The 23,395-nt window shown below is 65.2% G+C and carries 25 protein-coding genes; 7 read left to right on the forward strand and 18 right to left on the reverse strand.

Annotated elements, in window-relative coordinates; genetic code table 11:
* Positions 1-10: 10 nt before the first annotated feature.
* Positions 11-406, reverse strand: a complete 396-nt coding sequence (locus B0E46_RS02595; protein ID WP_077554101.1) for a hypothetical protein — start codon at positions 404-406, stop codon at positions 11-13.
* Positions 407-523: 117 nt separating this feature from the next.
* Between B0E46_RS02595 and pncA the strand changes: the two genes are divergently transcribed.
* Positions 524-1,177: a bifunctional nicotinamidase/pyrazinamidase gene (gene pncA, locus B0E46_RS02600; protein ID WP_077554102.1), complete on the forward strand. Its 654-nt coding sequence runs from the start codon at positions 524-526 to the stop codon at positions 1,175-1,177.
* Positions 1,178-1,186: 9 nt separating this feature from the next.
* Here the strand turns inward: pncA and B0E46_RS02605 are convergent, their stop codons facing one another.
* A complete protein-coding gene (locus B0E46_RS02605) occupies positions 1,187-1,672 on the reverse strand; it encodes a putative toxin-antitoxin system toxin component, PIN family (protein WP_077554184.1) in 486 nt (161 codons plus the stop codon).
* A gap of 46 nt (positions 1,673-1,718) precedes the next feature.
* The gene (locus B0E46_RS02610) at positions 1,719-1,907 is read right to left on the reverse strand and encodes a CPXCG motif-containing cysteine-rich protein (RefSeq protein WP_077554183.1); all 189 of its coding nucleotides are present in this window, start codon (positions 1,905-1,907) and stop codon (positions 1,719-1,721) included.
* Positions 1,908-2,043: 136 nt separating this feature from the next.
* On the opposite strand from B0E46_RS02610, the gene B0E46_RS02615 reads away from it, so the two are divergent.
* Together B0E46_RS02615 and B0E46_RS02620 are read left to right on the forward strand one after the other, a co-directional pair.
* Complete coding sequence (locus B0E46_RS02615) at positions 2,044-2,940, forward strand: ion channel (RefSeq protein ID WP_077554103.1); 897 nt, start codon at positions 2,044-2,046, stop codon at positions 2,938-2,940.
* A 58-nt stretch (positions 2,941-2,998) separates the two neighbouring features.
* Positions 2,999-3,277 (forward strand): hypothetical protein, encoded by a 279-nt coding sequence (locus tag B0E46_RS02620; RefSeq protein WP_077554104.1) that lies wholly within the window; start codon positions 2,999-3,001, stop codon positions 3,275-3,277.
* 41 nt (positions 3,278-3,318) lie between these two features.
* Here B0E46_RS02620 and B0E46_RS02625 read toward each other — a convergent pair whose 3' ends face one another.
* The 4 genes from B0E46_RS02625 to B0E46_RS02640 all read right to left on the reverse strand — a co-directional run bounded on the left by B0E46_RS02625 (position 3,319) and on the right by B0E46_RS02640 (position 6,113).
* Entirely contained in the window at positions 3,319-4,281 is a 963-nt protein-coding gene (locus B0E46_RS02625) for a quinone oxidoreductase (RefSeq protein ID WP_077554105.1), read from the reverse strand.
* Between the two features lie 74 nt (positions 4,282-4,355).
* Complete coding sequence (locus B0E46_RS02630; protein WP_077554106.1) at positions 4,356-5,069, reverse strand: HAD family hydrolase; 714 nt, start codon at positions 5,067-5,069, stop codon at positions 4,356-4,358.
* 68 nt (positions 5,070-5,137) lie between these two features.
* A complete protein-coding gene (locus B0E46_RS02635; protein ID WP_077554107.1) occupies positions 5,138-5,671 on the reverse strand; it encodes a hypothetical protein in 534 nt (177 codons plus the stop codon).
* A 67-nt stretch (positions 5,672-5,738) separates the two neighbouring features.
* The gene (locus B0E46_RS02640) at positions 5,739-6,113 is read right to left on the reverse strand and encodes a YciI family protein (RefSeq protein ID WP_077554108.1); all 375 of its coding nucleotides are present in this window, start codon (positions 6,111-6,113) and stop codon (positions 5,739-5,741) included.
* 31 nt (positions 6,114-6,144) lie between these two features.
* Here B0E46_RS02640 and tsaA point away from each other — a divergent pair, with 31 nt between their 5' ends.
* Together tsaA and B0E46_RS02650 are read left to right on the forward strand one after the other, a co-directional pair.
* The gene (gene tsaA, locus B0E46_RS02645) at positions 6,145-6,735 is read left to right on the forward strand and encodes a tRNA (N6-threonylcarbamoyladenosine(37)-N6)-methyltransferase TrmO (protein WP_254425011.1); all 591 of its coding nucleotides are present in this window, start codon (positions 6,145-6,147) and stop codon (positions 6,733-6,735) included.
* 402 nt (positions 6,736-7,137) lie between these two features.
* Positions 7,138-7,638 (forward strand): META domain-containing protein, encoded by a 501-nt coding sequence (locus tag B0E46_RS02650; RefSeq protein WP_168171118.1) that lies wholly within the window; start codon positions 7,138-7,140, stop codon positions 7,636-7,638.
* 139 nt (positions 7,639-7,777) lie between these two features.
* Here B0E46_RS02650 and B0E46_RS02655 read toward each other — a convergent pair whose 3' ends face one another.
* The 6 genes from B0E46_RS02655 to B0E46_RS02680 form a co-directional block, all read right to left on the reverse strand.
* Positions 7,778-8,875, reverse strand: coding sequence for a diguanylate cyclase (locus B0E46_RS02655; RefSeq protein WP_077554110.1), 1,098 nt, complete (start codon positions 8,873-8,875; stop codon positions 7,778-7,780).
* Between the two features lie 124 nt (positions 8,876-8,999).
* Positions 9,000-9,302 carry a hypothetical protein gene (locus B0E46_RS02660; RefSeq protein ID WP_077554111.1) on the reverse strand — a complete coding sequence of 101 codons (303 nt, stop codon included), beginning with the start codon at positions 9,300-9,302 and terminating at the stop codon, positions 9,000-9,002.
* A 93-nt stretch (positions 9,303-9,395) separates the two neighbouring features.
* Positions 9,396-10,727 (reverse strand): M48 family metallopeptidase, encoded by a 1,332-nt coding sequence (locus B0E46_RS02665; protein ID WP_217316303.1) that lies wholly within the window; start codon positions 10,725-10,727, stop codon positions 9,396-9,398.
* A 217-nt stretch (positions 10,728-10,944) separates the two neighbouring features.
* Positions 10,945-11,538 (reverse strand): nuclear transport factor 2 family protein, encoded by a 594-nt coding sequence (locus B0E46_RS02670; protein ID WP_254425012.1) that lies wholly within the window; start codon positions 11,536-11,538, stop codon positions 10,945-10,947.
* Positions 11,539-11,573: 35 nt separating this feature from the next.
* On the reverse strand, positions 11,574-11,957 hold the full coding sequence (locus B0E46_RS02675; RefSeq protein ID WP_077554112.1) for a hypothetical protein: 384 nt from the start codon (positions 11,955-11,957) through the stop codon (positions 11,574-11,576).
* A 56-nt stretch (positions 11,958-12,013) separates the two neighbouring features.
* Entirely contained in the window at positions 12,014-13,180 is a 1,167-nt protein-coding gene (locus B0E46_RS02680; RefSeq protein ID WP_077554113.1) for an acyltransferase, read from the reverse strand.
* Positions 13,181-13,306: 126 nt separating this feature from the next.
* Here B0E46_RS02680 and B0E46_RS02685 point away from each other — a divergent pair, with 126 nt between their 5' ends.
* The gene (locus B0E46_RS02685; RefSeq protein WP_077554114.1) at positions 13,307-14,701 is read left to right on the forward strand and encodes an Hsp70 family protein; all 1,395 of its coding nucleotides are present in this window, start codon (positions 13,307-13,309) and stop codon (positions 14,699-14,701) included.
* Positions 14,702-14,721: 20 nt separating this feature from the next.
* Here B0E46_RS02685 and B0E46_RS02690 read toward each other — a convergent pair whose 3' ends face one another.
* Positions 14,722-14,982 carry a TonB-dependent receptor gene (locus B0E46_RS02690; RefSeq protein WP_254425013.1) on the reverse strand — a complete coding sequence of 87 codons (261 nt, stop codon included), beginning with the start codon at positions 14,980-14,982 and terminating at the stop codon, positions 14,722-14,724.
* Positions 14,983-15,049: 67 nt separating this feature from the next.
* On the opposite strand from B0E46_RS02690, the gene B0E46_RS02695 reads away from it, so the two are divergent.
* Positions 15,050-16,156, forward strand: a complete 1,107-nt coding sequence (locus B0E46_RS02695) for a DUF6765 family protein (protein WP_217316304.1) — start codon at positions 15,050-15,052, stop codon at positions 16,154-16,156.
* A 239-nt stretch (positions 16,157-16,395) separates the two neighbouring features.
* Here the strand turns inward: B0E46_RS02695 and B0E46_RS02700 are convergent, their stop codons facing one another.
* The 4 genes from B0E46_RS02700 to B0E46_RS02715 all read right to left on the reverse strand — a co-directional run bounded on the left by B0E46_RS02700 (position 16,396) and on the right by B0E46_RS02715 (position 23,250).
* Positions 16,396-17,337, reverse strand: a complete 942-nt coding sequence (locus tag B0E46_RS02700; RefSeq protein ID WP_077554117.1) for a M14 family metallocarboxypeptidase — start codon at positions 17,335-17,337, stop codon at positions 16,396-16,398.
* Positions 17,338-17,467: 130 nt separating this feature from the next.
* Positions 17,468-18,721, reverse strand: a complete 1,254-nt coding sequence (locus B0E46_RS02705) for an alkaline phosphatase family protein (protein WP_217316305.1) — start codon at positions 18,719-18,721, stop codon at positions 17,468-17,470.
* Between the two features lie 311 nt (positions 18,722-19,032).
* On the reverse strand, positions 19,033-20,577 hold the full coding sequence (locus B0E46_RS02710; RefSeq protein ID WP_077554189.1) for a glycoside hydrolase family 30 beta sandwich domain-containing protein: 1,545 nt from the start codon (positions 20,575-20,577) through the stop codon (positions 19,033-19,035).
* A 54-nt stretch (positions 20,578-20,631) separates the two neighbouring features.
* Positions 20,632-23,250 (reverse strand): glycoside hydrolase family 3 protein, encoded by a 2,619-nt coding sequence (locus tag B0E46_RS02715; protein ID WP_254425014.1) that lies wholly within the window; start codon positions 23,248-23,250, stop codon positions 20,632-20,634.
* Between the last annotated feature and the right edge of the window lie 145 nt (positions 23,251-23,395).

A 23,395-nucleotide genomic window follows, 5' to 3' on the forward strand; every position in this document is an offset into this window, starting at 1 on the left:
GCGGCAGCGGTTATCCCCGTTTATTCGGGCTGCCGGCGCGCCGGCTACCGTTGCCGCTGCACAGCACCCAACCGATGTAGATGCCCAGAGCCACGCCCAGCAATTCGCACAGCACGCGCAGCCCCATGCTGTCCGGGTCATGCACTTGCGCGAGTTTAGCCTTGAGCAGCTGCAGCGACTGCAGGCGCGCGTAGTTGAAATAGAACAGATCCCATAGGTCGCCACTCGCCGTGAGTATCGTGGCCAGCAGGAACGACCAGCCGATCTGCGGGCCGTAACTCCAGCCGTTGCGACGTCCCAGCCAATGGAACACGCCGAACAGCAACAAACCCGCCAGCGCGGAAATGACTCCGGCCTCGATGCCACCGACGATGCCGTAGCCCATCCAGTTCTGGTTGTAATGCATGGTGCGGCGGCTTCCGTCTGGGATGGCCCATGCATTATGCCTGCAGCCGCGCATGCCCCGGCCCACGACATGACCGCGCTAGACTCCCCCTGTCGCCTCCGGTTTCGAATTCCCCGCATGAGCCATTCCATTTCGCCCCATGCCGCCCTGGTGGTTGTCGACGTACAGCCCGACTTCATGCCCGGCGGCACACTGGCCTGCCACGAAGGCGACGCGATCGTGCCGGGTATCGATGCACTGCTGCGCTCGCGCATGTTCAGCCATGTGGTGGCGACCCAGGACTGGCATCCGCGCGGACATGTCTCGTTCGCCAGCTCGCATCCGGGCCGCGCGCCGTTCGAACAGATCGATCTGTACGGCCAGCCGCAGACGCTGTGGCCGGATCACTGCGTGCAGGGCACGCACGGCGCCGAGCTGCATCCGGCGATCGACTGGTCGGCCCTCGATGCGGTGATCCGCAAGGGCAGCAACCCCGGCGTGGATTCCTACAGCGGTTTCCGCGAGAACCACGGCCCGGCCGGCTTGCGGCCGCCTACCGGGCTGGCCGGCTGGCTGCAGCAACGCGATGTCGACGAAGTGTTCGTATGTGGCCTGGCCCGCGACGTCTGCGTGCTGTGGACGGCGCAAGACGCGCTGGAACTCGGCTTGCGCGCCAGCCTGCTATGGGATCTCAGCCGCCCGGTGACGCCCGACACGGACACCGCGATCCGCGCCACCCTGCAGGCGCAAGGCATCGCGATCGCTGCGACAAGTGAGTTGCGGCGCGCCTGAAACCGCCGCTCATCCCGATCCGGGCACGCCGTGCGAGCGTAGGTCGGCAATCGACCACAGCTGCGGCAAGCGGATCGCGAACAGCCCGGCACTGCGGGTGCGGCGGTCAAGCTTCAGCAGTTCCTTGTCCTTGCTGAGCAGCCAGCGGGCTCCCGCAGCCAGCGCCAGCTCCAGAAACTTCTGGTCGTCCGGATCGCCGCAACGTGGCAAGACCATATCCTGGCCTGCCGTCGCCTCTTCGGGCGGCAGCCGCTGGACCAGCGCATCGAAAGCCGCGTCGAAGGCAGGCCGTTGCCGGTCATCGATCGGCAGTTGCGGGTAATGCAGCACGCGCTGCCATTCCTCGCGGCAATCGTCGCGCGTCACTGCCTGCACCGCGCCACGTTCCAGCGCCGCCAGCAAATGCGAGCACAGCGGGTCGCGGAACACGAACAGGTCCAGGCATACATTGGTATCCAGCACGATGCGCGGCACCGGCAAAACATCGCGGATCATCGCCGCAGCACCGGGCAAGGCCATCGCATGAGCACGGCCGATTCCATCAGGCCTCATTCTCGGATGCCGCGCTCACTTGCGCGTCGCCGTCGGCATCGATCCGGATACTCAGGGTGATCGGCCGGCAACAGACCTGACAGTCCTCGATGTAAGACTGATCGCCAGCCGAGGCATCGACCAGGATCCCGGTGGCTTCGCCGCAATACGGACAGGCGATATCGAAGGGCGTCAGCATGGGTGCATACCGGGACATGGATAGCGCAGCTTGCCACAAGCCGGCGTCGCCGGATGCCGTTGCCGCGCGCGCTACAATCGATCCGTCCTGCCACCCGGCCCGAGTGGCTTCCATCCTTGCGAAGACTCCCAGGCAGATGCTGCATTTCCTGAATCGACCACGGATCATCGACATCGCCGGGCGGCAGTTCGTCAGCCAGGGGCTGTCCCGGCGCATCTGGGACGACGTCTATCATCGTGCGCTGACCGTGAGCTGGCCGGTGTTCTTCGGCCTGGCCGCGGCGGCCTTCCTGCTGCTCAACACCCTCTTTGCCGGGATCTACCAGCTCGGCACGCAACCCATCGCGAACCAGTATCCGCATGGTTTCGCCGGCGCATTCTTCTTCAGCGTGGAGACCCTGGCCACGGTCGGCTACGGCGACATGCATCCGCAGACTGTCTACGCGCATATCGTGGCCACGGTGGAAATCTTCACCGGGATGGCCTGCATCGCGGTGGTCACCGGGCTGATCTTCTCGCGCTTCTCGCGTCCGCGCGCGAAGATCATCTTCACCAATCATCCGATCGTGCGCATGATCGACGGCAGGCAGACCTTGATGGTCCGCGCAGCCAACACCCGGCAGAACGTGATCGCCGAAGCCTCTGCGCAATTGCATCTGCTGCGTCTTGAAACTTCGCCGGAGGGTTTCAGGCTGCGCAAGATCTACGATCTGAAACTGGTGCGCGATCGCCATCCGATCTTCATGCTGAGCTGGAGCCTGATGCATGTGATCGACGAGAGCAGCCCGCTCTACGGCGAGACTGCGCAAACCCTGGAACGTACCCAGTCGGCCTTCCTGCTGAGCCTCGAAGGCATCGACGAGACTACCTCGCAATCCATGCTGGCGCGCCAGCGATGGAGTCATCAGGACCTGCGCTGGAACCATCGTTACACCGACCTCGTCCGCGTCGACGATGCCGGCATCAACATCATCGACTACAGCGTCTTTCACGAAGTACTGCCGCTGGAAGCCGACGAGAACCTGTCCGGCTGACGCTGCGTCACGCCTGCCAGGCGATACACTGTGCTCTCCCTCTAGTGGATGACCCCCGATGGCCGAGCGCGAGTTCGACAACTACCTTGCCCGCTCCGGCGCCACGCTCGAAGGCTCACGCTATTCCGCCTGGCTCGCGGTGACCCCGCGCAAGAGCGGCTTCCCGATGTATTTCGCGATCTGCGAAAACCGCAGCTTCCGCGACAAGGGCATCGCCGAGACCGCCGCCGCCAAGGCACTGGCCGATATGCTGGGACTGGAAGACGACGGCACACCGATCTTCCCGGACGACTACACCGGCTTCGATGACGACAAGCAGGCCGACGAGCCGGAGTGATCCGGCACCCGGCGCCTGTCGAGCGCGCCGGGTCGCGTCACTTACAGCGTCAGCAGCACCTTGCCGATCGCCTCGCGGCTTTCCAGATACGCATGCGCCTGCGCGCCGGCACTGAGCGAAAAACGCGCGGCGATGTTCGGCTGCAGCTGGCCGGCACGGATCTGCGCAAACAGCGCCGCCGCCCGCTCGCGCCGGATCGACGCACTGGTCAGCACGTTCCACAGATCGCCACCGGTCAGCGTCAGCGAACGGTCCATCAGCAGACGCGGGTCGACCGGGTCGGGATCACCGGCCGCCATCCCGTAGAACACCACGGTACCGCCGATACGTGCCGCGGCCAGACTCTCGCCCAGCGTGCGTCCGACCGAGTCGTAAACCACGTCGGCGCCACGGCCGGCGCTCAGCTGTTTCGTATGCGCGAGAAGCTCGTCGTAGCCGCATGCGGCATCCGCGCCGGCGGCCCGCACCGCCGCGCGTCTCGTGGCGCTTGATGCCACGCCCAGCACGCTTGCGCCCACGGCCTTCAACATCTGCACCAGCAGCTGACCCACGCCACCGGCTGCGGCATGCACCACGGCCACATCGCCGCGGCGTACCCGATAGCTGTCGGTCACCAGATATTGCGCGGTCAAGCCTTGCAGCAAGGTCGCTGCAGCCGTGTCGAAGGTGATGTCATCCGGCAACGGGACCAGCTTGTCGAGATCCACCGCGACCAGCTCGGCGTTCGCATACGGCATGTCGGCAAATCCGACCCGCGTGCCGAGCGGAAACAACGCATCGCCGGCGACCGGCTGCTCGATCACGCCAGCACCCTCGTAGCCGAGAATCCACGGCGCCGTGCCGCTGAGGTGGTAGTTGCCATTGCGCCGGTAGACGTCTGCGAAATTCAACCCGACGCTGCGCATGCGTACCAGCGCCTGGCCAGGTGCCGGGATCGGATCGGGTCGCTCGCCCCAATGCAACACCTCGGGGCCACCGAACTTTTCGAACAACAGGGCATGCATCGTGTGGCGCTCCTGATCAATCCGACCTGCTCAATCCGGCCTGCTCGCGACAAACCCGCTCATGCGCGCGCGATTCAAGCGGCCCGCTCACGCAACTGCGCCACCGCAGCCGGAATCGCCGATGGCGCATCCACCGTGATCACGTGCGGATGGTCGTCGCCGAGATCGTGCTCCAGCTCGTGCGCCCAGGTCACGCGATACGGCACATGGATGCCCCAGCCACCGAGCTTCACCACCGGCTCGATATCCGAGCGCAGCGAATTGCCGACCATCGCGAACTGCGCCGGCTGCAGCCTGAACTCGGCCAGCACGCGCCGGTAGGTATCGGCGTTCTTTTCCGACACGATCTCGATGCGCCGGAACAACTCGGCCAGGCCCGATTGCGCGACCTTCTTTTCCTGGTGGAACAGGTCGCCTTTGGTGATCAGCACCACCGCGTGATGCTGCGCCACTGCCTCGACCGCCGCGCGGATGCCCGGCAGCAGTTCCACCGGATGCTGCAGCACGTCCTTGCCCAGCTCGATCAGCCGATGGATATCGCCCGCGCTGATGCGGCCGTCCGTGACCGTGATCGCGGTCTCCACCATCGACAGCGCCATGCCCTTGGCGCCGTAGCCGAACAGCTTGAGGTTGCGCTGCTCGGTCGCCAGCATGCTGTCGTGCACCTGCTGGTCGGCCAGGTCCACGTAGCGCCCGACGAGGGTGGCGAACTCCTCGTTCGCCTGCCGGTAGTAACCCTCGCTGTGCCACAGCGTGTCGTCGCCATCGAAACCGATCAGTTGCAGCATGGAATGATCCGAAACTCGTTGTTCATGAAAATGGCAAGTGATGCCGTGCATCGCCCTGTCGTCTCCGATCAGCTCACTTCACTGCCCAGCCGCAGATTGATGCCCAGGGCCGTGGCCAGCTCGCGCAACGGTTCGCCGTCGCGGGTCAGCGTCATCCAGCCGGCATAGGTGTCGCCATTGGTTTCCCACGCCCACAGCGTGTAGCCGAACTCGGCGAGCCGGTCGTAGGCGATCGAGAACAGCTCGGCCGCATCCAGGTCGTCGAAGAACTCGTCGTCGTCCGGATCGCCGTTCCAGTCCACCGACAGGTTCCAGCGCGAAGAGAGCTCGTCGATCGCCTGTACCAGCGAGCGCAGGTCATGCGTGCCCACGATGAAACCGGAACGCCAGTCGATCACCCGTCCGATCAGCTCGATCGGCTCGACTTCGTCGGCATCGATGTCGGCCATAGCCTCACGGTAGTCGCTGAACTGCAGCAGCGCGGTTTCCTCGTCGCCGGGATTGATCAGCAACAGCAGCTGCCACACCTTTGCCTCGACCGAGTCCTCATCGACATCGTCGAATTCGCGCTCGGCATCATGGTCGTCGTCGTATGAATTCATGGCTGGATCACGGGCGGGCAGGAGTCGCATGGTGGCGCGTCCACCGTCACCAGGGAAGCACCGGAGATCACGCGCCCACCCGGCGCCGCACCGACGCCACGTCGCGCACCGGGCGAATCTCGATGCAGCCGGTACGCGACCACGGAAATTCCGAGGCGATCCGCACCGCCTCGTCCATGTCCGCCGCCTCGATCAGGTTGAAGCCGCCCAGGTATTCCTTGGTCTCGGCGAATGGCCCGTCGACGACGGTCACCTTGCCGCTGCGGATACGCACCGTCTTCGCCGTGGCCGGTGCCTCCAGCTGCTGTGAGTCGAGCAGACAACCTTCTTCGCGCAGCTCGTCCGCGTGCACCAGGCAACCACGCATCAGCGCGTCGAACTCGCCTTCCGGCAACGCGCCCAGCAGGGCATCGTCGTTGTAGATCATGACCAGGTATTTCATGGCGTCCTCGGCAGGGAAGGTGGATAAAGCCATGGCAAGCAGTACGAAGATGGATAATGGCGCCATCCCGCTCTGCGTGACCACCATGCACGATACCTCCAGCGCGTTCTCCTGCCATCCGATTGCCTTCGTCCGCTCGCCGTATGCGCGACGGATCGACGCGCCGCACCAGCCGACCGTGGTGGAAGGTACCGAAACCGGGGATGTCGCCGAGGCGGTCATCGAGTTCGTGGCAGATCTGCCTGCCGCGGCGTTTCGCGACCTGGCCGGCTTCGAGCGCATCTGGCTGGTCTTCGTGTTCCACCGCAGCGAAGGCTGGAAGGCCGAGGTGCGGCCGCCACGCGGCGGCGGCAAGCGCAGCGTGCTGGCCACCCGCTCGCCGCACCGGCCGAACGCGATTGGCCTGTCCGCGGTCGAATTGGTGGCGATCGAGGCGCATGCGCTGCGCGTGCGCGGCATGGATCTGCTCGATGGCACCCCGATCCTCGACATCAAGCCGTACGTGCCCTATGCCGATGCATTCCCGGATTCGCGCGCCGGCTGGATCGACACCATCGACGCGGCGCAGGGGCGGCACTCAGCACCGGGACCGCGCCGCCCACGCGCCACGCCACACGGCTGATCGTCGGCGCGCCAGCAGCCACCACCTCCACGGCCGGCTCGACCTCGGCTTGCCGCGCATGCCATGCCCATATCGCCGGCATCCGCACGGCTGAACGGGGCTTCGGAACGATCCATCTGCAAGGGGCCTGGCATGCATCGCGTTGCCGGCATCCTGTCATACGCCCATAACCTGAGCCGCCGATGATGCGAACGTCACCATCTCAACCGCTGAGACACACTCCCGCTAGCTTGCTTCCTCCGCGACGGAACCCTCCGGCGACGGCTCCCGACTTCCTGGCAGTGGTCGGCTCAAAGCTCTTGCCGCGTCAGGCACATGCCCGGCGCGGCTTTTTTTGTGAACGCCATCATCAAACCTTGTTCACGCCATGCGTTGTTCAATCGGCACTGGAGGACACCTGTCATGAGAATCCACCTGCTGCTGTTCACCCTTGCTCTCGCCGCCTGCACGACGGCACCGGTGCCGCCTGCGCATGCCGCTGCAACCGTCGCGGACAGCTCAAACGCATCGACCTGGCCAGCCACCCTCGCGCGCTACCACTGGCAGCTGCACGATGCCGTCGACAGCCATGGCCAGCGCCTCGATGCACTGTTTGGCCTGCCGGACCGTCCGCTGCAACTCGATTTCGCCGACGGCCGGGTCAGGGTGCGCAACGCCTGCAACAACATGGGCGGCAGTTTCCTCATCGTCGAGGACCATCTCGTGGTCGCATCCATGATGCACACCATGATGGCCTGCCACGACCAGACGCTGATGCAGCGCGAGACCACGATCAGCAACCTGCTGCAAAGCAGGCCTACCCTGATCCTGTCCACGATAGGCAATGCGCCGTCGCTGACACTGGCGTCGGACGATGGCCACACGCTGACGTTCACCGGCAACCCCGTGACCGAGACGCACTAAGCAGCACAACCACGCACACCGCCGGGTGGCCTGGAATTGAGGCACCTCGTTTCGTGCGCACGACACCGCGAGCCACCGGCGAACCGGCCTGATGCAGGTGCGGGCAATCAGTGCGGACGCAGCCGCACGACGGCAACCCTCATGCCGGCTCTGTCTGCGGCTCGGTCCCGCTGGCCATGCGATTGCGACCGGCATGCTTGGCACGATAAAGCGCACGGTCGGCGACCTCGCTCCATTCGCGCAGGCTGCGACCGGCCTCGCTGGCCTGCGCCAGGCCGAGGCTGATCGAACAGCGCAGTTCAGGCACGTGCGACAAGTCCAGCGTCTCCACGCTGCGGCGCAGGCGCTCTGCCACCACTTCGGCAGCATGCAACGGGCCCGGCATCACGATCGCGAATTCGTCGCCGCCAAGACGGCCGGCATGGGCGTCCGGACCGATGTGGCGGTGGATCAGCTCGGCCAGGCGACGCAGCACGTCGTCACCCACGGCATGCCCATGACGGTCGTTGATGGCCTTGAACATATCCACGTCCACCAGCATCAGGGTGGCCGGCTTGCCGTCGGCATGCCAGGCCTGCAGCAGCCGCCCGGCCTCGTCCTGCCAGTGCCGGCGGTTGGCCAGTCCGGTGAGCCCGTCCAGACGGCTCAGTTCGTCAAGCCGGCGATTCCGCCCCTGCACCATGCGCACCAGCTGATAACTGCCAAGGCTTACGGCAAGGGTATGGATCACCAGCAACGGCAGGCAGGCGAGCATCACGACCAGGCTGGTTTCGTAACGGGTGACGAAATGCGTCAGCATGCCGCCAAACAAGACCCCCAGCGCCATGCCCGGCAGCGAACGCAGCCACAGGGCGCGCACACCCGTATTGATCTTGTCGGCGGTGGCCACGGTGAGCAGAAGCACCGAAGGCAGCAGGTTGAAGTGCATCAGAGGCACCCACAATCCGGCGATCAGCGAATCCAGCATCAGGCTGCGCAGCTCGGTCTGGAATGGCTGGGGGCTGCGCCGGGCCAGCAAATAGGCCAGATGTGGCCACAACAGGCAGGTAAAGACCAGCAACGCGAACGACCACGGCGCCGCGCCGTTCTCGCGCAGCACCAACGCAATCGGCAGGCCCGCAACCCCCATGCCGAGCACGCGGAAGCGGTACACCCGGCGCGGCAACAGCTGCTGGCCTGCCCGTTGCGAGTCTCGCAAGCGAGGCAACTCGCCGTAGCGTTCGTACACTTCTGACATGATCCTGCCTTGTCACCGTTCTGATACCAGCACTTGCAAGCAAGATCCGAGCCGCGCCACACCGCACCAACGCCGGGGTGGGGACGCGCATCAGAGAGTGGCGCCCCGGACACGCCACCTTTCGCTACGAGCGATGGCTCAGGCCGACCACATAGACCAGGTAGCCGAGGGTCGCCGCAAGCGGCAGCGCATACCACCAGTAGCCTGCGCTGCTGCCGCCATGCCGGTACAGATACAACACGATCGCCGCGCTCGCGATGCTGGTGGCGGGGAGCACGTATATCAAAGCGTTGAGAGTCGCCGACTCCAGCTTGCCGAGCGCCGGTCCCGCACCCAGGCTGCTGGCGGAAACGATCACCAGCATGAACTGGAAACCGGCCAGCGCCAGCTGGCCAAGCGTTCCCAGGGTGACCCATCCAGATGTCATGACGGCACTCCTTCCGTTGAATGAATCCCGCCGAGGTGGCCGGTGCATGGATCGACGGAGCGCATGCGCCACGCCGTCGTCACGGTCGTTGGATCAGCGTGCAATCGTTCCCTCTTGCTTGATATCCGCGTCGTCGAGGTGTTCTGCCTTCCAGACCATGGCGCGGTGGATGCGGTTCCAGCCGCTGGGGTGATCGAAGAACACGAACTCCTCCAGCGGACCGGGATGCAACTTGCGATACTCGGACAACTGCACGGCGGCCTCGGCGAAGCCGTCCGGCTGGCGTGCGGCATTCAGGCCGAACGCATCGGCCTCGGCCTCCGTCGTGCGGCTGAGCGTGTTGGTTACCGGCGTGAACAGGAACATGAAGATCGCGAACAGCGCCGCGATCAGTGGCAGGCCGGCCACATCGCCGACGCCGCGGATGCCCCAACGCGTACCCCAGCGACGCTCCGCCCAGGCGAATCCCCAACGCACGAAAGCGAAGCCGAGCACGATGATGATGCCGAAAAAGATGAGGCCCTTGTAGATGTGGTTGAGCACGTAATGGCCCATCTCATGGCCCAGCACGCCCTTGACCTCCGCCGGCGTGCCGCGGTTCATCAGGTTGTCGTTGAGGCTGATCCGCGTGGTGCCGAACATGCCGCTGACATTGGCGCTGATGCGCTTGCTCTGGCGCGAGGCATCGAACCAGTACACATCCGTGGCGGGAATGCCGTTGGCACGCGCCATCGACAGGATCTCCACCTTCAGCGGGCTGTCCGGCAGCGATTTGTAGGTGTTGAAGATCGGCGCGATGTATACCGGCGCGATGGTGGCGAAAAACGTGACGAACACGATGCTCACGCCCGCGCCCCACACCCACCAGGTGCGCGCGGCTTTGCGTATCACCGCATAGATGATCACCAGCGCCACGGTGCCGAAGATCAGAGCCACGAACAGCTCCTTGGCCCGATCGCCCGACCATTGCGCCAGGTTCTGCGTGGACAGGCCGTACTGGTGTTCGCGCACGAAGCCTTCATAGACATTCCACGGCAGCGCCAGCAGCGTCGTCAGCAGGATGTACTGCACGGCATAGATGGCCGTCTGCAGCCAGCGGAAGCGCGTGATGCGCTCGGCGAAATCGCGCATGCGCGCCGACAGCCGCGTGCCGAGCAACAGCCACGCCACTAGCAGCGCCACCAGCAGATCCCACAGGATCAGCCAGTAGCCGCCCTCGAAATACGCATCGGAACTCGCCCGTGCCTGCGGCGACAACTGCGCGATATAGGCGTTGGTGGCGGCATCCACATCGAAATGCGCCGTGCCGGCCGCCGCGGTTGTCGCACTGACGGCCGCTGCAGCATCGACTGCCGGCGCGGCCCGCGCCGATGTCACACCCAGCGTCACGACGGCCATCAGCAGGATGGCAAGAACGTATTTCATGGACGACTCCCCTCGTCTGAACAACCTCCAACGTAACCCAAAGCCATGCATCTTCACCACCCGACTGCCGACACCCCGGCCAGACACCCCACCGGCACCGCCGTACCCTGCCTGTCGGATGCGCCATATCCACGGCGGTCGCCGCTCGGCGCCCCATGGCACCGCAGGCAATGCATGCGTGGCATCTCCTCCACCGGCGATCACCTCTTGGGCCGGCTCACTTGTTGGGGCGATGACCGTAGCTGAGCACGCGCGTGATCTGCCACTTGTCGCCCTGCTGGCGCCACACGATGACGAAGTCGGCGATGCCATCGCAGTTACCGGTGCTGAATTGGCAGAAGCGATGCACGCCTTGCTCGATGGCGCCGAAATTTCTGATCGGGAAAACCCTCAGGCTGCCCGGAACCAGCTCGCGGCGAAAATGACCGCAGACGTTCTTCGCCGTCTTGGCGATCATCTCCTTGCGGGTCCAGGTCACACCCCCTTCGTCATGATAGAACTCGACATCGGGTGCGAAATAACTGGCATGCAGCTGCAGCTGTTGCGGCGAGCTGCAGTGGTTGAACGCGTCGAATACGGCCGTATCGAGTGCCGATATCCTGTCGAACAGAACGTCTGCGGGCAATGGCGCGACGGGTGGCGAGCCCGCGGCAACGGCCACGGAAAGCCCCACGGCCATCAGTGCGGGAACGGCGCTCGTCGAAGCCAATCTGTGCACATCCATCTCCGGGCCTACGTCACGGCCAGCATGTGAGCGAAGGAAAATACCACTGCGGAAGTGCAGCCGCCCGCTCGGCCCGTGTGCGGACATGCCGGCGAAAGTCCGCTTCCGCCGGCACGCATGCCTCAGCGCGACGCACCCAGCAAACCCACGCGGAATCCCGCAGCACGCAATCTTGCCGTCGCCTTGGCATTGAGTACCAGCAGCACGATCAGATTCACCAGCGGCACGAACATCAGCACCAGCAGAATGACTCGCCATCCCGTCGAAAACCCCAGGCTGGCGCAAAGGCGATAGGTCCCGACCAAACCCAGCACCAGCGCCCCCAACGCCACGAGAAAGCCCACCGGCCCCATGGATGAGGCCTGGATGGCCACCGCCGCGAAGTAGGCCAGGATCGCGTAGATGATCAACTTCTGCGCACTCGCCACGTCGTCGATGCCAGCCTCGTCGATCATCGGCACCGAAACATCAGCCTTCGGCGCCTCATACGGATTGTAAGTACTCATTCCCCTTTCCCCTGCCTGATTTGCGACCCACCCGCCAAGATGTTCGGCGAGCGGGATCAGTTGAGTGATTCCGCCGTCCCCGCCACGCAAGCACACCGGTCTTGCCCAGGGCTTCCCTCATCCGCCTGCGCCCTGCGGACACGGTTGCTTTCCCGACGTTCCCGCAGGCGCAGGAACGGGCGCTCCACAAGATAGTGCAGCGCCGCACCCAGCAGGAGCACGGCCGCCGCGTACATTGCGAAGGCGAGCATGCCACGCCCCTGCAACGACACGCCGAAGCTTGTCTGCACGACATGGAAGGCAATCTTGTGGCTGAGATACAAGCTGTACGAAATGGCGGCAAGCCAGCCGGTGCCAGGCACCCGCCAGCGACCGATCAGGCTCTGGCGATCCGCGCCGGCAAACACCAGCAAGCCGAAGGCGAACGACAGCAGCGGCCAGCCGAGCGCATTCGCAAGCAGACCCGTACGATCGCGGAACAACCAGAACGCGAGGCATGACACCACCACGCCACCGAACAGCAGGAGGTTCGAACGCGCCTGCAGCCGTGCCCAGACCTGCGCGCGATAGACCCTCAACGCGGCCAGCGCGACACCCGTCGACAGGCCATCCAGCCGCATCCAGGTCGGGTAATAAATGTCCTCGATATACCAGTTGCGTGGCGGATCGGTCGCCGCGTCGTGCAACCAGACCAGCGTACGCAAGGCGATGCCGAGCATCGCCACGCCAGCACACACGCTGACGAATCTCGCGGCGGATGGCCGGCGCGTCAACCACCACGCCAGCCACGGAAAGACCAGGTAGAAATGCTCTTCCACGCACAGCGACCAGGCGTGCGAAAAAGCCTGGTTGCGGTCGTAGTCGATCAGCAGGTTCAGCGTGAACGTGGCGAACTGCCACCACGATTGCAACCCCGGCGCTTCACGCAGCGCCGGGAACAACACATACAACGCCAGCACCACCGCAAACGCCGGCAGGATGCGCCAGGCACGACGCGCGTAAAACACGCCGAACGGCAACGGCTCGCCGCGTTGCAACGGCCGCAGCACCTGGGTGCCGATCAGGAAGCCGCTGAGCACGAAGAAAATGTCCACCCCCGCCCAGCCGTAGCGCGAGAGCCACGCGAAGTCCGGACCGAGGCCGCCGACGATGAACGAGTGGAACAGCATCACCCAGACGATGGCGACCGTACGGAGCAGATCGAGGCCGGGCAGACGGTTCATGGACATCCTGTCGAGGGCTGACAGGCGCAAGTGTAGCCCGGCCACCCCTGTTTCACGCACGACGCCTAGGCCATCGCGAGTGCAACCGTCATACTGCCGGGTTGCCATGCAGCGACAACGTGACCCATGCACATCGGTATCGATTTCGGCACCAGCTATTCGGCCGCCGCAGCCATCATCGATGGCAAGCTGACCCTGGTGCGCTTCGGCGACGCCGAGCAGTTCCGCACGGCGGTGTTCTTCCCCGAACGGGTGCCGGACCCCAGCGACTTCAGCTTGACCCCGGCACTGGAAGCACAACTGGAGGCCCAGCTGCGTCTGGCGCGGACCCAGCAGCGCCAGCTGGCCGCGGCTGCCGCGGCACATGGACAGACACCCGCATCGCGCAGCGAAGGCGAACTGCGCCGCGAGGCACTGCGCGTGGTACGCCGGCAGTGGCTGGAGGAACAGACCCGCGCCGTCGGCGCCTCGGTCGCCAGTTTCCAGCACGCGCTGTTTGGCGAGGAAGCGGTGGAAGGCTATCTGGAAAGCGGCGGCGGCAACCTGATCGAGTCGCCCAAGTCGATGTTTGGCTATCGGCTCGACCCGCAGGTGCGCAAGGTGATCGTGCACATCGCCACGCATATCCTCGAACACATCCGCCTCACCGCCAGCCGCCAGTTCGGCGTGCCGGTCCGCGGCGCGGTGATCGGGCGGCCGGTGGAGTTCCGCAGCTCGATGGGCGCGCAGGGCTCGGCGCAGGCGATCGAGATCCTGCGCGAGGCCGCCGCGGCGGCCGGCTTCGACAGCGTGACCTTTCTGGAAGAACCGGCCGCCGCCGCGATGCATTACCACCAGAGCCTGCAGCAACGGCAGCACGCGCTGATCGTCGACATCGGCGGCGGCACCACCGACGTGGCGCATGCCCGGCTCGGCGGCGGCGAAGCCGCGTGCATCGCGCGCAGCTGGGGCCTGCCCAAGGGCGGCACCGACCTCGACGTGAGCGTCAGCCTGCACGGCTTCATGCCGCAACTGGGCAAGGATCGGATCAGCATGCCCGCGCACCGCTACGTGGATGCCGCCAGCGTGCACAACCTGCCCAAGCAGCGCGAGTTCCGTCAGCAGAACTACCGCCTGATCGACGAGCCCTACGGCTCGCGCCTGCGCGCCCTGCAGGAACCGGGCGCCACCACCCGGCTCAACCAGGCCGCCGAGCGCAGCAAGATCACCCTGAGCGCGTCGACACGCCATCGCGCCGAGCTGGACTTCATCGAGCATGGCCTGGCGGTCGAACTCGACAGCGAGGATTTCCACAGCGCCATCGCCTCGTTTCTGGGCCAGATGGAGCGCACCCTCGCGACCGTGCGCAACGACCTCGACGAACTCCCCGCCAGCGTCTTCCTCACCGGCGGCACGTCGCGCTCGCCGCAAGTCAAGGAGCGCGTGCAAGCCTGCTTTCCGGAGATCCCGCTGGTGCTGGGCGACCCCTCGCTGGGCGTGGTGTCCGGGTTGGCCGTGGCGGCGAGCGAGGCTGATCGCTGATCGTCGACGCGCCTAGCTCGTCAGGCAGCATCCGTCCAGGTCGACTCGATGTCGGCCTTTACTGCGTCATCCATGGTCGCCACGGGGACGCCTGGCATGTCATGGACACAGCCGTGTCGCATGCCGGCGTAATCACCCTCATGGCGAAAGGTCGCTGTCCAGTTCACACGGCCCGCGCTCGCGGGCTGGTAGTCCCCTTCGTAGGCGAAGCCATTGCTCGTCTTGCCGGAGACATTGCTCATCGCTGAAAAAGCCTCTTGGCGTGCATGGATTGTCAGCATAGGCTCTTTGCCGGAACAGCAGCGTCATTTGCTCGGTATGTGACTGCCGTTTGCAGCTATCTTTGCCATGGCTGGAACCCGTCAGGACGGTGGCTCGATGAACATCGACTTTCACTACGGCGTGATCTACCTGCTGGGCCGGCTCGCCGGACTGGAAAAGCCGGACGCGGAAACGGTGGCGCATGCCTGCCAGTACGTGGATGACTCGACCGTCTCCGGCGTGCTCGAGTTCGAGGGCGGCGAAAGCTACGAGCGATTTGCCAGCGCGCACAAGATGTTCGACTACATGAACATCGACAACACCAGCGACAAGCGCATCTGGGCGCCATTCCACTTCCTGCCCGCCGGCGAAGGCAGCACGCTGGAGGACAAGTCGGTCTGCAAACCCGACAGCACGATCGCGCGGGAAATGGTCACCCACGCCATCGACAGCCGTGGCGCGGAGAACGCACTGCACCGGCTCGGCATCACCCTGCATGTCTACATCGACACCTGGGCGCACCAGAACTTCAGCGGCACGATCAGCGACCACAACGTGGTGAGGTCACTTAGCAGCGACGACGTCACGCACGAGACCTGGCTGGGCAAACTGAAGCAGTCGCTCGACGACGTGGTGCATACGGCCCAAACCGGCTTCCTCGACCACGTGGTGAAACTTGGCCATGGTGCCGCCCTGTACTTTCCCGACCAGCCGTGGGCGAAGTGGGAGTACGAAAATGGACACGGCCTGAAGTTCAAGCGCGACAACCTGCTTATCTTCATGGAAGCAGCCGACATGGCCTACCGCGCCATCAAGGGATTTCACAGCGGCGACAGCGCGTATGCCCAGCAAGCGGGACTGCCGCCGGATGTCAGCGCCGCACTGGCGACGCTGCTTGGCTCCAACCGCAGTGCTGACCCCGTCGAGCGATTGCAGGTGCTGACCCGGGCATTCGCCAGTGGCAGCGTCCCCGGCTTCGCGGAAGACATTCCCGCCTACGTTTCCAAGGGATCGGGCTCGTGGAAGGACCTCGCCACCGGCATCACCGATGCGGATGCCGACGGCGACCGCCTGCCGACCTGGTGCGAGCGATTCGAACAGTCCGACTACCGCAAATTCCACGATGCCATCAAGGAGCATCGGTTCGTCGTGACGCAGCTCATCCTGCCCAGGCACGGCGTCAGACTGGCTTGAAAAAAGTGCGTGCGCAGCCCTCGGCTAGCGACCACTGCCACGAACCGAAACCTGCAACGACAGCGCGCCACCCTCGCTGCGCTGCCATCGTCCCCTGCCATGCGACCGCACCGAAGCCGTTGCGATCCCCAGCCACCGAGCGCGCGCATCCAGCAGGCGCGACGCGCGCGACAGTGCCGCCGCGGCGCAACCTCTAGGCCTTAGAGCCGACGCTGCCCAAGCCGGCAACGTCCGCTTGGTTACCGCTCGACCAAAGCCTTTGCGGGATGCGCCAACGCGAAATCGATCGCTGCACACACCGCTGCCGCCTGTGCGGCGTTGCATTGCTCGGGCGTGGCGCGCGGACTGTCCGGATAGACCTCGGTGGTGGTCTTGTACGGCGCGCTGGTGATGCCGGCGCAGAGACCAAGCTCGCTGAGCGCATACTCGATGACACCCGGCGCCACCACCGGCGAACCGATGATTTCGCCCTTGGCATCGGCCGGGGCAATGTGGGTGACTTTCGCCACCGCCGCGATGACCGCCTGCTGGAACGCCGGTTGCGGATGCGCGCTGTCGTCGACCAGATAGAAACCGTCGGGAATTTCACCCGGTTCGTACGCCTTGCCGTCGCGGGCGGCCAGCGCCGGGCGGAACTCGCTCTCGTCGCTGTCGGTGGTTTCATGCAAGTCGATGTGCATCAGCACGCGATCGCGGAACGGCGCGACCAGCTGCATCAGCGCGGCCGATTCGCGCGCCGGGCTGTTCTCGCGGAACGAGCGGTTCGGGTCGAGCGCATCCGCGTTCCAGCGATGAATCCGCTCGTAGGCCCACGGGCTGACGCACGGCGCGACGACCAGGTTGGCCCGGCCGGCATAGCTCGTCGCATGCTGCTCGACGAACTGCAGCGCGCCGTGCACGCCGCTGGTTTCATAACCATGCACGCCGCCCGTCACCAGCATGATGGGAAGTTCATCGCGCCAGTCGCGGCTCATGATCGCGAACAGCGGATAGCTGTGAGGCGCGTAATCAAGCCGGCCGTACTCCGACACGTCGAAGCGCGCGCGCAGTGCCTCGATCACACTCAGCACGTCCGCGGCGTAACTACGCTGGGCGGTTTGCCGCGACAGCCATTCCGCCCTCTCCGGCTTGCCCCAGGGGAGCCCGGGTGTACCGATCGGATAAGGTGCATGGTTGCTCATCGCGTGGCTCGCTCTGCATGGATATCAAGCCTGCGACTTTAACACCGGACTGAAACGCCGACCGGCACGGCAGTCGGCCAGTGTGCCTCGGCGCAACTCGACAGGGGTTTGACTGGCCTGCCGGATCTGCCTACTTGGCCACGCCGACCGGCGATTCCAGAATGTCCGTCAGCGGCTTGCCCTGGATCGTGCCGAGCGAAACGTGCAGGAGCTGCGCGATCGTCGGCGCAATGTCGACATTGAGGAAGGCGGGGATTTCACCCTTCGGCCGTATGCCGAAACCCGCCGCAATGAAGATGCCCTGCATCAGGGGATCCGAGTTCGGATAACCGTGGTCGCCGACTTCCTTGGTCGCTGTCACATAGTCGCCCGTGTCGCCCTCCCGGAAAGCGTAGCCGTCGGTGGCGTAGAGCAGCAGGTCAGGCGCCTGATCGCTCTGTGCCGGCGTCGGCCAGCCTGACTTCGCCGCCTCGGCGGGCGTCAGTACCGAGCGGATGCCGGGCTTGCCCGCGAAGAGCGATTTCAGCGCCGCGGTCGAAGCCGCCGTCGCGTGCCGCTGGTAGATCAGGGCGTAACCCCCGTCGACGATGCTGTAGCTGGGCTGGGTCGCCGAGGCCGCCTGCAGGCCGGCCTGCTTGAGCAGGACGTTGGGGTGCAACAGCTGGTGCACGCTGCGCTGACCGTGGTCGGAGACGATGATGAAGGTCGTGCGGTCGAAGTCGCCGGCGGCGCGCACCGCGTCGACGACCTCCTTCACGCGGTCATCGAGGAAGGCGATCGTGTTGCGTCCCGAGTCGTTGCCGAAGCCGGTCTCGTGCTCGATGCTGTCGAGCGCCAGCAGATGCAGCAACAGCAGGTCGGGGTGATGCTGCCGGATGATGTCGATCGCCGCGCGGGTATACATACGATCGCGCCAGGCCTGGGATGGCTCGCCGAAATGCACGAGCTGGTCATGGGTGATCACGCCCTGCCGCAGCAGATCCTGCTCGATCGCGCCGTCGGGATCGGGGCGCTCGGCGAATGGCCAGTCGATGCCCGCTGCGTCCTCGATGGCGACCCAGTCCACCTGCGCCGTGGTGAGCCCCGCCTGGTGCGCGGCATCGTAGACGGTGGGAACGGCGACCAGCCGGGACTTCGGCACCCACATCTCGATCCTGGGTGGCGTGGCGGCGCGCTGGTTGACGATGAGCCCGTTGACCAGCACGTGGTGCAGGCTTGCGTCGTCGCCGGTGACCATGGCGGTGTGGTTGGGCCAGGTGATGGTGGGATTGATCGGCTGCATGGCAACCGCATAGGCGCCTCGCCGCATCAACGCCTGCAGCGTGGGCGCCGGCAGCTCCGGCTCATGCAGGCTGGCCGCAGCAAAGGCGTCCAGGCTGATCACCACGACCTTCGGCCCCTGCGCGGCAGGCGCCGCCTGTGCGCAAAGCGGAAGCCCGACGCTGCACGCAAGGAACAGCGCCGCGGCAACGGCGTTTCGAAGCAAACTGGAGGCTGGGCACATCATGCGGTCCTCTCGCTGGAGAATAGGCGTCTGTCGGAACACTGCGTAAGCCAATTGATTGCGGTCGCCGATCGTCCCGCTTGCCAGGAACAGTCTGGACAGCTCGTCATCCCGGCGGAAGCTGGGACCCAGTACCGCTTGAAGATACCGAAGACGCTGGAATGATGGACACAGACTTATCCAGGCCATCGTCAGCGGACACTTTTCAACCAGTCGAGAACGCGTCGCACCCACGCGCCTGCCCGATCCGGATTCCATACGAAAGTCGCCACGCTCTGCGGCGGCAGCGCATATTGGAAACCGGCCTGGCCCTGCATCACCGAGATGCGGCGCGCCTGCGCATTGCTGTTTACCATCACCAGCACGATGCTCCCGTCAGCGGCATTCCGGAACGCCACGTTGTCGATGCCCTTGTCGGTGGCGCTCGATCCCACCCGGACGGCACCGGGCAAGACGAAGCGGCTGAAGTGGGCGAACGCATAGTATTCATCGTTGCGACTCACCGCACCCGTGCGCGAGTCGATGGTGACCACGCCCTTGCAGGCATCACATCCGCCGAAATGGGGGCCGTGCTGCTCGTCGAGCGCCAGGTTCCAGTACACGACACCGCGCGCCCATTGCCTGAGTCCGGCGAGCAGCAGGTCTCGCGTGAACCAGAGCAGCTCACCGTTCTTGCTGGACTCCCAGTCGCCGCCGGAACACTCGGTGATGTAGGCGTCCTTCTTCGGAAACGCGCGATGCACCTTGCCCTGCGCATACGGGCTGCCGCTGTAGCAGTGCCAGGCAACGCCATCGATATAGCGCGCCGCATCGGGGTCGGCCAGCACGCCCAAGGGCTGCTCCGGCTGGTCCCAGTTATGGTCCCACTCGAGAATGCGTGTCCTTGGCTTGCGGTTGGCCAACGCCGGGCCGAGATACTGCGCGATGAGGCGCACCCGCGTGGCCGCAGGCAATTCCATGCCTGGGTAGGTCACCGGCACAAAGCCCGGCTCGTTTTGCAGGGTCAAGGCGAAGATGGGGATGCCGTAGCCGCGATAGGCATCGAGATACTTGACGAGATAGTCCGCGTAGGTGCTTTCGTACTGCGGCAGCAACGCCCCGCCAATCAGGTTTTCGCTGTCCTTCATCCACGCCGGCGCGCTCCACGGCGACGCGACGATGCGCAGCTGGGGATCGACGGCCATGAGCTCGCGTACCGTCGGTATCACGTCATGCAAATTGGCGGCGACATTGAAATGCTGCAATGCCGGATCGACCTGGCCGAACGGAAGATCGTCCAGGGTGTATTGCTGCAGCGAGAAATCCGAGGCGCCGATGGTCAGGCGCAGCATGTTCAGATCGAGGTTGGGTGGCGGCCCGAACAGTTCCTGCAACAACGCGCCGCGCTGCTGCTCGCTCATCCTGTTCTGCAGCAACCACGCCGACGAGTCTGTCAGCGCGGCGCCGAAGCCGACGATGGATTGATAGGTCTTGTGGGTGTCGATGACCACATCGGCGGGCAGCGACCCGCCGGCACTCATCTCGATGTCGGGCTGCTGCACCAGGCGCAGCCGGCGATCCGCCGTGCTCAGCCACAGCTGGACGGTGGGCATCATCGGATGCATCGTGGGGGTGACCTTCGGCCCGGCCGCGGGAGACCTGCGGCGCGGCGCATGAAGGGAAGCCAGTGCAAGCAAGCTGATCAAGGCGACGGATGCCATGGCCACCCAACCGGGAACGCCTTTGCGCTCATCCATGGTGCGCACAAAACCTGTCGACCACGTTCCGGCTCACTTGCGACAACCCCACGATCACGGCGCTCCCAGGCTTGCACATGGCAAGTCGGTGCGTCCAGCCGCCGTACCCGCGACGATTTTCACGTCGGCAAACGCGGCGGAAAATGGCGGCGATGCCAGCACGCCGAACGGCACATCGACGTGCGAGAGGTCGGCGCCGTTCCTGGCGAAGCACGCTAACGGGATCGACACGGTATGGCGGGTACCGTTCGCATAGCGGCCAAAGGTCTGTGCAAGGTCGACACTGGTCGTGCAGTGGTCGCCACATCCCATGTAAACCTTCAGCGGCCCCTTGGCGGGCGTGGCGATCACCACATCGAATTGCAGGGCCGCATGGGTGGCCAGCAGCGGCATCAGGTTCCTCGGCTGCGGACTGCGCGCAAAAAATCGGCCGGCGCCGAGCCAGCTGACGGACTTGGCATCCTGCTGGGTGTTGACTTGCACCGTGCGCAAACGCAGCAGCGGATGACTGGCCGGCCACTCGATCACGGCGTTCAGATCGGAACCGATGTCATGCGCGGGCTGCTCCGGATTCGCACCGGCCAGGTACATCGAGAACGGCGGCACGGCAAGCGTGTGGAACACCGACAGTACCGACGCTTCGGCACAGGCGTCGACGGCCGGATCGGTAGGCAGCATACCCATCGCATGCTTGGCGGGATAGCGCAGCCCGTAGCCGGGCGCGAACAGCCAGCGCGTCGCCTTGGCACTGCCATTGCTTGCGTCGGGACAGGGAACACCGGGCCACGGCATGGCGAGTGTCCCGCTGAAATTGTAGGAACCCGCACCGGCATGGCCTGCAAACAGCACGTCGGCCACGCCCGCGCCTTCGGTCCCGGGCAACCAGGCGGCCACGAACGCATCGGAGAGATTGAGCAGGTTGTTGACGTAGAGCGGACGCCCGGCCACGAACACGGTAACGACGGGCTTGTGGCCCTTGGCCACCGTCTGCAAGACCGCCAGATCCTCCGGATGACGATCGCTATGCCGCAGCGTCGCCGACGGCATGATGTCGCCCAGGGTCTCCGCATAGGGCGTCTCGCCAATCACCACAACGATGGCATCGAAGGGCTGCAGATCGACGCCCTGTGCCGTTTCGCTGTAGGTGACATTCGCCGGGCCGGCGGCCTGGCGCAACCCGTCCAGGATCGTCTCGCCATGGGGGAAATCGGCATTGCCGTTGCCGGTGCCCTGCCAGGTCAGCGACCAGCCGCCGGTTTGGTTGGGCAGGCTGTCGGCATTCTTTCCCACGACCAGGATTTTCCTGCCCGGCTTCAACGGCAGCACGTCGTGGTTGTTCTTCAACAGCACCAGCGATTCCCGCACGGCGCGGCGCGCCAGCTCGCGGCTCTGCAATGACCCGGCAGCACCGGCCCCTGCGCGCTGCGAAGGCCGCGTGCCGAACAGGCCCATGCGCAACTTGGCGCGAACGATCCGGCTGACGGCGTCATCGATGCGCGCCATCGGGATCTGGCCGTCCTCGACCTGGCGGATGGTGTTCGCGATGAAGGCCTTCCAGTCATCGGGCACCATCACCATGTCGATGCCGGCATTGATCGCCTGCGGGCAACTGGCGTTGCTGCAGCCCGGCAACTGGCCGATCGCATTCCAGTCGGAAACGACAAAGCCATCGAATCCCATCTTCTCCTTCAGCGCATCGGTCAACAAGGCGTGCGCGCCGGACATTTTTCCGTAATTGATGCCGGCGCCCACGTCGTCCCAACTGCTGTAGGACGCCATCACGCTCTGCACTCCGGCTTCGAGCGCGCCGAAGTAACCCGATCCGTGCACGTTGATCATGTCGCTGAGGCTGACCCTGGCGTCACCCTGGTCCGTTCCGTTCCAGGTCGCGCCATCGCCGATGAAATGCTTGGCGGTCGCCATCACGTTGTGGTCGCCGAAGCCACCTTGCAGCCCGGTGACGTAGGCGCGCGCATAGGCGCGCACCAGCGGGCCCTCGCTGGAAAAACTTTCGTAGGTGCGTCCCCAGCGGGCATTCTGTGCCACCGCGAGGGTCGGCGCGAACGCCCATTCCACGCCGGTGGCGCGCACCGCCCGGGCGGTTGCCGCGCCGATCTCCTCGATCAAGGCCGGGTCGTGCGCGGCGCCCAGGCCGATGTTGTGCGGGAATACCGTGGCGCCGAAGACATTGTTGTCCCCATGCACGGCATCGATGCCCCAGATGACCGGCAGCTTGATCGCCGCATCGGTCGCCATCGATGCATCGTAATAACGGTCGGACAACGCCAGCCAATCGGCGATCCCGGCGTGCTTGCTCCCGCCGGGCCAGGAGCCGCCGCCATTGAGTACCGAGCCGATATAAAACTTCGTCACCTCGGCCGGCGTGATCGACTTGATCTCGGCCTGGGTCATCTGACCGATTTTCTGGGCGAGACTCATGCTTGCCACGATGTGCCGCACGCGCGCTTCCAGCGCGGGATCGGTGGAAACGCGGCTCTTGATCGCCGGCCAGTCCGTATAGCGGGTCCGCTCCGGCACGCCATCGCTGGCCGATGGCGCCGCCAAAGATGGAACGTCTTTCGCCGCGGCCGTGTCGGCCGCCAGCACGCTGGCCGCGCACTCGAGCATCGCCAGCGCTGCGCATACCAACCACAAGCATCGGGTAGGGACCATGGGAAGCCTCGTTTGTCTGGAGCATTCGCCTGACACTTTACAAGCGTGTGGTTTCCATTGAGGCACGCGGGCTGCACCGGCAGCATAATTCTGCAGCACGCGACTGCTGCGGCACCAGCCCGCGGGATATGAAGCACGCGCCTGG

Source organism: Rhodanobacter sp. B04 (genome assembly GCF_002001125.1).
Lineage (GTDB): Bacteria > Pseudomonadota > Gammaproteobacteria > Xanthomonadales > Rhodanobacteraceae > Rhodanobacter.

What these genes read in the sequence shown, in the direction of transcription:
- B0E46_RS02650 (WP_168171118.1), top strand. Translation starts at nt 7,138, where the DNA reads ATGAGAATCCACCTGCTGCTGTTCACCCTTGCTCTCGCCGCCTGCACG.
- B0E46_RS02630 (WP_077554106.1), bottom strand. Translation starts at nt 5,069, where the DNA reads ATGCTGCAACTGATCGGTTTCGATGGCGACGACACGCTGTGGCACAGC.
- B0E46_RS02695 (WP_217316304.1), top strand. Translation starts at nt 15,050, where the DNA reads ATGGCTGGAACCCGTCAGGACGGTGGCTCGATGAACATCGACTTTCAC.
- B0E46_RS02685 (WP_077554114.1), top strand. Translation starts at nt 13,307, where the DNA reads ATGCACATCGGTATCGATTTCGGCACCAGCTATTCGGCCGCCGCAGCC.
- B0E46_RS02710 (WP_077554189.1), bottom strand. Translation starts at nt 20,577, where the DNA reads ATGGATGAGCGCAAAGGCGTTCCCGGTTGGGTGGCCATGGCATCCGTC.
- B0E46_RS02620 (WP_077554104.1), top strand. Translation starts at nt 2,999, where the DNA reads ATGGCCGAGCGCGAGTTCGACAACTACCTTGCCCGCTCCGGCGCCACG.
- B0E46_RS02655 (WP_077554110.1), bottom strand. Translation starts at nt 8,875, where the DNA reads ATGTCAGAAGTGTACGAACGCTACGGCGAGTTGCCTCGCTTGCGAGAC.
- B0E46_RS02595 (WP_077554101.1), bottom strand. Translation starts at nt 406, where the DNA reads ATGCATTACAACCAGAACTGGATGGGCTACGGCATCGTCGGTGGCATC.
- B0E46_RS02715 (WP_254425014.1), bottom strand. Translation starts at nt 23,250, where the DNA reads ATGGTCCCTACCCGATGCTTGTGGTTGGTATGCGCAGCGCTGGCGATG.
- B0E46_RS02670 (WP_254425012.1), bottom strand. Translation starts at nt 11,538, where the DNA reads ATGTCCGCACACGGGCCGAGCGGGCGGCTGCACTTCCGCAGTGGTATT.
- B0E46_RS02635 (WP_077554107.1), bottom strand. Translation starts at nt 5,671, where the DNA reads ATGAATTCATACGACGACGACCATGATGCCGAGCGCGAATTCGACGAT.
- B0E46_RS02660 (WP_077554111.1), bottom strand. Translation starts at nt 9,302, where the DNA reads ATGACATCTGGATGGGTCACCCTGGGAACGCTTGGCCAGCTGGCGCTG.
- B0E46_RS02700 (WP_077554117.1), bottom strand. Translation starts at nt 17,337, where the DNA reads ATGAGCAACCATGCACCTTATCCGATCGGTACACCCGGGCTCCCCTGG.
- B0E46_RS02680 (WP_077554113.1), bottom strand. Translation starts at nt 13,180, where the DNA reads ATGAACCGTCTGCCCGGCCTCGATCTGCTCCGTACGGTCGCCATCGTC.
- B0E46_RS02610 (WP_077554183.1), bottom strand. Translation starts at nt 1,907, where the DNA reads ATGCTGACGCCCTTCGATATCGCCTGTCCGTATTGCGGCGAAGCCACC.
- B0E46_RS02625 (WP_077554105.1), bottom strand. Translation starts at nt 4,281, where the DNA reads ATGCATGCCCTGTTGTTCGAAAAGTTCGGTGGCCCCGAGGTGTTGCAT.
- B0E46_RS02605 (WP_077554184.1), bottom strand. Translation starts at nt 1,672, where the DNA reads ATGATCCGCGATGTTTTGCCGGTGCCGCGCATCGTGCTGGATACCAAT.
- B0E46_RS02690 (WP_254425013.1), bottom strand. Translation starts at nt 14,982, where the DNA reads ATGCTGACAATCCATGCACGCCAAGAGGCTTTTTCAGCGATGAGCAAT.
- tsaA (WP_254425011.1), top strand. Translation starts at nt 6,145, where the DNA reads ATGGCAAGCAGTACGAAGATGGATAATGGCGCCATCCCGCTCTGCGTG.
- B0E46_RS02665 (WP_217316303.1), bottom strand. Translation starts at nt 10,727, where the DNA reads ATGAAATACGTTCTTGCCATCCTGCTGATGGCCGTCGTGACGCTGGGT.
- B0E46_RS02615 (WP_077554103.1), top strand. Translation starts at nt 2,044, where the DNA reads ATGCTGCATTTCCTGAATCGACCACGGATCATCGACATCGCCGGGCGG.
- pncA (WP_077554102.1), top strand. Translation starts at nt 524, where the DNA reads ATGAGCCATTCCATTTCGCCCCATGCCGCCCTGGTGGTTGTCGACGTA.
- B0E46_RS02640 (WP_077554108.1), bottom strand. Translation starts at nt 6,113, where the DNA reads ATGAAATACCTGGTCATGATCTACAACGACGATGCCCTGCTGGGCGCG.
- B0E46_RS02675 (WP_077554112.1), bottom strand. Translation starts at nt 11,957, where the DNA reads ATGAGTACTTACAATCCGTATGAGGCGCCGAAGGCTGATGTTTCGGTG.